This window comes from Nocardia sp. NPDC060255, assembly GCF_042727395.1.
Lineage (GTDB): Bacteria > Actinomycetota > Actinomycetes > Mycobacteriales > Mycobacteriaceae > Nocardia.
Genome location: NZ_JBHXAU010000039.1, coordinates 54,757 through 61,143 on the forward strand (window position 1 = coordinate 54,757; position 6,387 = coordinate 61,143).

The 6,387-nt window shown below is 67.5% G+C and carries 5 protein-coding genes; 4 read left to right on the forward strand and 1 reads right to left on the reverse strand.

The annotated features are described in order from the left end of the window. Positions 1-1,208 precede the first annotated feature (1,208 nt). Complete coding sequence (locus tag ACFWF1_RS41395; RefSeq protein WP_379292162.1) at positions 1,209-2,555, forward strand: protoporphyrinogen oxidase; 1,347 nt, start codon at positions 1,209-1,211, stop codon at positions 2,553-2,555. Between the two features lie 513 nt (positions 2,556-3,068). Then, positions 3,069-3,764, forward strand: a complete 696-nt coding sequence (hemQ, locus tag ACFWF1_RS41400) for a hydrogen peroxide-dependent heme synthase (protein ID WP_379292163.1) — start codon at positions 3,069-3,071, stop codon at positions 3,762-3,764. A 5-nt stretch (positions 3,765-3,769) separates the two neighbouring features. Here the strand turns inward: hemQ and ACFWF1_RS41405 are convergent, their stop codons facing one another. Further along, positions 3,770-4,615: a helix-turn-helix domain-containing protein gene (locus ACFWF1_RS41405; RefSeq protein WP_379292164.1), complete on the reverse strand. Its 846-nt coding sequence runs from the start codon at positions 4,613-4,615 to the stop codon at positions 3,770-3,772. Positions 4,616-4,693: 78 nt separating this feature from the next. Here ACFWF1_RS41405 and ACFWF1_RS41410 point away from each other — a divergent pair, with 78 nt between their 5' ends. Beyond that, positions 4,694-5,536, forward strand: a complete 843-nt coding sequence (locus ACFWF1_RS41410) for an alpha/beta fold hydrolase (protein ID WP_379292165.1) — start codon at positions 4,694-4,696, stop codon at positions 5,534-5,536. A gap of 31 nt (positions 5,537-5,567) precedes the next feature. Next, positions 5,568-6,248 carry a hypothetical protein gene (locus tag ACFWF1_RS41415; RefSeq protein ID WP_379292166.1) on the forward strand — a complete coding sequence of 227 codons (681 nt, stop codon included), beginning with the start codon at positions 5,568-5,570 and terminating at the stop codon, positions 6,246-6,248. Positions 6,249-6,387: the final 139 nt, after the last annotated feature.

Here is a 6,387-nt window from a genome sequence, read left to right on the forward strand (position 1 = left end):
GGCGCGCGTGTATTCGTAGGCCGCGTACGGAACAGTTGGCAATTGTGTGCGCGGTGGGCGAATTTGTGCGCGGCATCGCAAACTCTGATCTTCGGTCCGCGCAGGCCCGCGCAGGCCTGGCGCGCTGCCGGCGCGCGTGTATTCGTAGGCCGCGTACGGAACAGTTGGCAATTGTGTGCGCGGTGGGCGAATTTGTGCGCGGCATCGCAAACTCTGATCTTCGGCCCGCGCACGCCCGAGCAGGTCTCGCGCGCGGCCGGCGCGCGTGTGTTCGTAGGCCGCGTACGGAACAGTTGGTAATTGTGTGCGTGGTGGGCGAATTCGTGCGCGGCATCGCAAACTCTGATCTTCGGCCCGCGCACGCCCGAGCAGGTCTCGCGCGCGGCCGCTGCGCGTGTGTTCGTAGGCCGCGTACAGAACAGTTGGTAATTGTGTGCGTGGTGGGCGAATTCGTGCGCGGCATCGCAACCTCTGATCTTCGGCCCGCGCACGCCCGAGCAGGCCTGGCGCGCTGCCGCTGCGCGTGTATTCGTAGGCCGCGCACGGAACAGTTGGTAATTGTGTGCGTGGTGGGCGAATTCGTGCGCGGCATCGCAACCTCTGATCTTCGGCCCCCGCAGGCCCGAGCAGGCTTCGCGCGCGGCCGCTGCGCGTGTATTCGTAGGCCGCGCACAGAACAGTTGGCAATTATGTGCGCACTGGGCGAATTCGTGCGCGGCATCGCAAACTGATCTCCGGCCCGCGCACGCCCGAGCAGGTCTCGCGCGCTGCCGCTGCGCGTGTATTCGTAGGCCGCGTACAGAACAGTTGGCAATTGTGTGCGCGGTGGGCGAATTCGTGCGCGGCAGATGTGAGCGAACGGGCCGTTCGCCGACATCGGTGCAGCCGCCTACGGCAGCACGTGATGCGTCCCACCTCACTACGAGGCTGGACAGTTGGTCAGGGGGAACTGGTGCTGGGTGCCCACCTCGGGCGATGCGAGCATCAGTTTCCCTGGTCTTGAACACGTAGGGCCGGCCGCGGTTCACTGATCCCATAAGTTTCGGGACATTGGGATTCCAGCCTTCTTTCGTGATTTACCGGACGCGGCCACGGGTCTTATCTGCGTTTGCCGCCACCGTGTCTCGTTGATCATGAAAACCCCGGGGTGTTCGGCGGGGAGTGGACCGGTCGCGGGTGGGGTGGGGGCGAGGGATACCGTCGAGGACATGAGGATCGCAGTCGTCGGTGGTGGGATCAGCGGGCTGGTTGCTGCGTATCGGCTGCGGGTGTTGCTGGGGGGCGCGGCCGACATCTTGGTGCTCGATCGGGCCGAGCGGGTGGGGGGCATTCTCTATACCGGTGAAGTTGCCGGGGAGCCTTTGGATTTGGGGGCGGAGGCGTTTGTCGGGCGGCGGCCCGAGGTGCCTGAGTTGCTGCGCGAAGTGGGGCTGGAGACGCAGCTCGTGACGCCCGCTGGGTTGCGGCCGCTGGTGTGGTCGGGTGGGGTGGCGCATGCGTTGCCTGCGCGGACGTTGATGGGGATACCGTCGGATGCCGAAGCGATGCGGGGGCTGGTCGACGCGGAGACGGTCGAGCGGATTGCCGTGGAGTCGCGGCGGCCGTTGGTCTGGGAGCCCGGCGCGGATGTCGACGTGTATCGGTTGGTCGCCGACCGGTTCGGGGCGCAGGTTGCCGAGCGGAGTGTGGATCCGTTGCTCGGTGGGGTGTATGCGGGGAGTTCGCGGTCGATCGGGGTGCGTGCGTCGCTGCCCACCTTGGCTGCCGCGTTGGACGACGGTGCGCCCAGCCTCACCCATGCGGTGTCGGTCGCGCTGCCGCCGCCGTCGGGTGCTCCGGTATTCGGTGGGCTCCGCGACGGTTATCGGGTGCTGCTGGAGGCGTTGGCGGCGCGTTCCGGTGCGAAGTTCGTCACCGCGACACCGGCTACGCGGCTGGCTCGCGGGATGCGCGGCTGGGTCGTCGACCCGATCGGAGCGGTCGACGCGGTCGTGCTCGCCACGCCGGCGCCGGTGACCGCCCGCCTACTCTGCACGGTTGCGCCGAATGTCGCCGCGCCGCTGTCCGGCATCGAGCTGTCCTCGTCGGTCGTTGTCGCGCTTGCACTTCCACGCGACACCGCGCTCCCACAGAATTCCGGCATCCTGGTCGCCACCGGTGAACCGTTGCGCGCCAAGGCCTTCACTTTGTCCAGCCGCAAATGGACCCACCTCGCTGAGCGCGAAACTGCTTTGGTCCGAGCCTCATTCGGCAAATTCGGCGACGACTCCACCCTGTCCTGGTCCGACGCCGACCTGATCACCGCCGCCGCCGAGGACTTGGCCACCGTCACCGGTGTCCCTATCAACCCGATCTCCGCCGTGGTCCAACGCTGGCGCGGCGGCCTCGCCCAATACGCCCCTGGTCACACCGACCGCGTCGCCGCCATCGAATCAGCAGTCGCTCCGCTCGACGGCCTAGCCCTCGCAGGCGCCTACCTCCACGGCGTAGGCGTCCCCGCCTGCGTAGCCTCAGGCAACGCCGCCGCCCACCGCATCGCCTCAGCGGCAACCTGACCGGAGCCAGTCTGCGTTCGCGCGAACGGCTCGGCGCCGCCGAATCCGGCTGGACCGCACCCCCTCACCTCACAGCGCCCCGGCCCCCAAGCCGCACCGCGTCAGAATCTGCACTCCCTCTCGGGATCGGCACTCGGAATAGGGGCTAATAGCCGGTGCAGATCCCGAGAGAGAGTGCAGATTTCACTGGCAACCTGTTCGACGTTGTGCTCGGTGCTGTCGGTTCGTGCGAATGGTCTGCGAGCGAGCCGGGGGGCAAATGGTGCTGCGTCGTATCGGTCGGTGTCGCCGGTTACTGAAGTGCCTCTGCCGCAGGCAGATTCGCCTTCGTGGAATTCGCCACGCACGCCGTCGCTTCCGGCGACGCCGCTACGCTCCGCATCCTCGCCTGTTCTGCTGAGGTGATGCGTTGTCTGCGTGCGGGTAGGCGGATGACCCGCGGTCGCGCGGCATGACGCCTCGCGACCCGGACCGCGAAATGCGCGTAACTCGGCGAGTGGCACGATGGGACGCATGGCGCGACTCGATTATCAGGAACTCAATTCGACCATTCGCTACCTGATGTTCTCGGTGTTCCAGGTGCAGCCGGGGTTGCTCGGGGACGACCGGGCTGCGGCGATCAAGGAGGCGCGGGCGTTCTTCGAGGGGCTCGCCGATCGTGACGTGGTGGTGCGTGGTGTGTACGACGTGGCGGGGATGCGCGCGGACGCCGACTTCATGATCTGGACGCACGCCGAACGGGTCGAGGATCTGCAGGCCGCCTACGCGGACTTCCGTCGCACCACCGAGTTGGGTCGCGCGAGTGCTCCGGTGTGGAGCAATGTGGCGCTGCACCGGCCCGCGGAGTTCAACAAGAGTCATGTGCCTGCGTTCCTGGCCGGTGAGGAACCGGGCAACTACATCTGTGTGTACCCGTTCGTCCGGTCCTACGAGTGGTACCTGCTGCCCGACGAGGAGCGCCGCAAGATGCTCGCCGACCACGGCAAGGCCGCCCGTGGCTACCCGGACGTGCGCGCCAACACGGTCAGCTCGTTCGCCCTCGGCGACTACGAGTGGATCCTCGCCTTCGAGGCCCCGGAACTGCATCGCATCGTCGACCTCATGCGCGACCTGCGCGCCACCGAGGCCCGCCTGCACGTCCGCGAAGAGGTCCCGTTCTTCACCGGCCCGCGCGTCGAGCTCGACAAGCTCATCAACGCCCTGCCCTGAACGCGCTATGAGCGGGGCCAGCCCCAGGCGCGGTCGTCGACCGCGAGGAAGGGCTCGTTGATCACGGTCGCCGGCGTCGATCCGGTGTAGGCCAGCACGTCACGGTGCAGGTGGGACTGGTCGGTGTAGCCGCCCTCGGCGGCGACCGCGGCCGGCGGCCTGCCCGCGACGAGGCCGTGCACGGCGTGGTCGAAACGGATCAGCTTCGCGGCGCGCTTGGGCGACAGGCCGAGCTGAGAGTGGAATCGGGACCACAGGCGTTTGCGGCTCCAGCCGAGCTCGGCCGCGAGCTGCTCGATCCGGCCCGTTCCGCGACCGGCGACCATGCGATGCCAGGCCCACGCCACTTCCGGGTACACCCGCGTCGCCGCCGCGCAGCGCTGGGCGAGCCACGCGTCGGTCCACGCGAAACGCTCACCCCAGGACGGTAGGCCGTCCAATTGCTCGCAGAGCCGGATCGCGTCACGGCCGAGCAGTTCATCGACGGTCACGATGGATTGGTCCAGTTCGGCCGCGCCCGGGCCGAGCACCGCATGCGCGACCACCGGCGACAGCCGCACTTGCAGACAGTCGAACGCCGCCACGCGCAGCCCGCGCACTACCTCGCCGAACCCGGGCCCGAGGACGAAGCTGCCTCGGCGCTGTCGTCCGGCCGGATCCTGCAAGGCGACGGTGCCGCCGAACACGAGCAGCAGCGTCACCGACGGATGCGGGATCAGCCGGAGCTCAGGCGGGGTGATACCGCGGTCGCCGAATCCGGCCATGGCGACACCGGGCACGCGGCTCGACTGCCCCGGGCAGGCGATGTCCCACAGCAGAGCATCGCTGCGCTGAGCAACACCGGACCTCATTCCGCCATGCTACGCACGCCCGACAGACGGGAACATTTGTCCAATCCACCGGCACCCACCGGCAGCGATAGTGCCTGTATGACTGTTTCCAACAACGACTTACGCGGCACCGAGAAGTCGAATCGCCCGCCGGACAGTAGCGGGATCTACGTTCGCCAGGACGGCCCGCGCGACGCCCCGGCACTACTGCTCATCCATGGCACCGGCGCATCGGGCCGGTCGTGGGATCCGATGGTCCCGCTGCTGACCGGATCCCATCACGTCATCCGAGTCGACCTGCTCGGGTGCGGCCAGTCGGCCGGACTGGGGGACACCAGCTACACGGTTTCCGACCAGGCGCGCCGAATCGGTGCCGCGCTCGATCCGCTCGGCGTCTCCCACGTCATCGCGGTCGGCCACTCCAGCGGCTCGGCGGTCGCCACCGCGCTCGCCGAGCAACGCCCGGACCTCGTGACCGCGGTCGTCATCATCGATTTCGGTCCCGATATGGACGCCTGCACAGCGCCGGAGAGCTCCGGCGGGTCGGCGATCGACTGGACGGGGCTGACCGATGAGCAGTTCCGCCAGTTGATGCGCTCCGGGTTCAGCGCGGACTATGTGATCCCGCAGGAGTATGTGGACCAGTTCCGCGCGATCGACCCCGCCGTCTTCGCCGTCGCCGCCAAGGCGAACTGCGCGTACCTGGACGAGCGGTCGCTCCCGGAACGGCTTGCGCCCCTTGGCAAACCACTGCTGGTCATCTTCGGCGAAGACGACAGCAGATGGCGTCCCTCGGCCGCGGTCCAGTACCGCGCTGTGCCCGGCGCGACAGTGCTGCTGCTATCGGGTGTCGGGCACTCACCCAACCTCGAGGATCCGCCGCGCACCGCCGGGCTGCTGCTGACCTTCGCCGCGAAACACGCTGGTGCGGAGTCCAACTGAGGCCTGGCCACCTTTGCCGATGCCGCCGACGGTGACCAGCGACACCGTGCCGGCGTCGAGCGAGGTCCGCGAGACGACCTCGACCCGCATCTTCGTGCCCCGCTGCCATTTCGCGAAGACGCGGCATGGGTGGTCTGATCGCGAGATTGCTTGTCGCACTGAGTATATGAAAGGCGTGCCTGGTTGCGGTTCGATCGGCTACCGTGCGGTTGTGGCAATGGAGTGGGTAGCGGTTGTCGGAACGCTGAGCGGTGCGGCTGTCGGCGCCGGCACCACCTTGCTCGTGGACCTGATCAAGGCTCGGCGTGACCGCTCTCAGCGTTTCCAGGACGCACAACGCGGGGTCTACGCTAAGTATCTCGAAGCGTTGGTCAAAACCGATATCGCGGTGCAGGCGTTGGCGATGAGTCAGGCGACCCCACTCTCGAATGCCGACGCTACAGCGGCTTTTCGTTCTCACCAGTTGGTCGCAGCTCGGTTCGAACTGGAACTCGTTGCGCCGCAGGAGATCACCGATGCCGCCGAAGTGGCGTATGACGCGCTGAATGCCGTGCGCGTTACTCTCACAACCACCAGCGTGACTGTCGGACACCGGGGCGTAGGGTCGCCCGAATGGTTGGCGGTTCATGAGCCGTTCCGAATGGCGTTGGACTCGCTGCGGCAAGCGATGCGTGCCGGACTCAACCCTGATCGGTTGCCCTATTCCAGCTAGAGGCGTCGGCGTGGGGGCGGGGGGGGGGGGGGGGGGCCCCCCCCCCGTGGGTAGGGGGGGGTGTTATTGGCACGGGCGCGCCGGGGGGGGGCAAAACCGATACCCCCGTGGCGGTGGGTTTTTAAAAAAAAAGAACCCA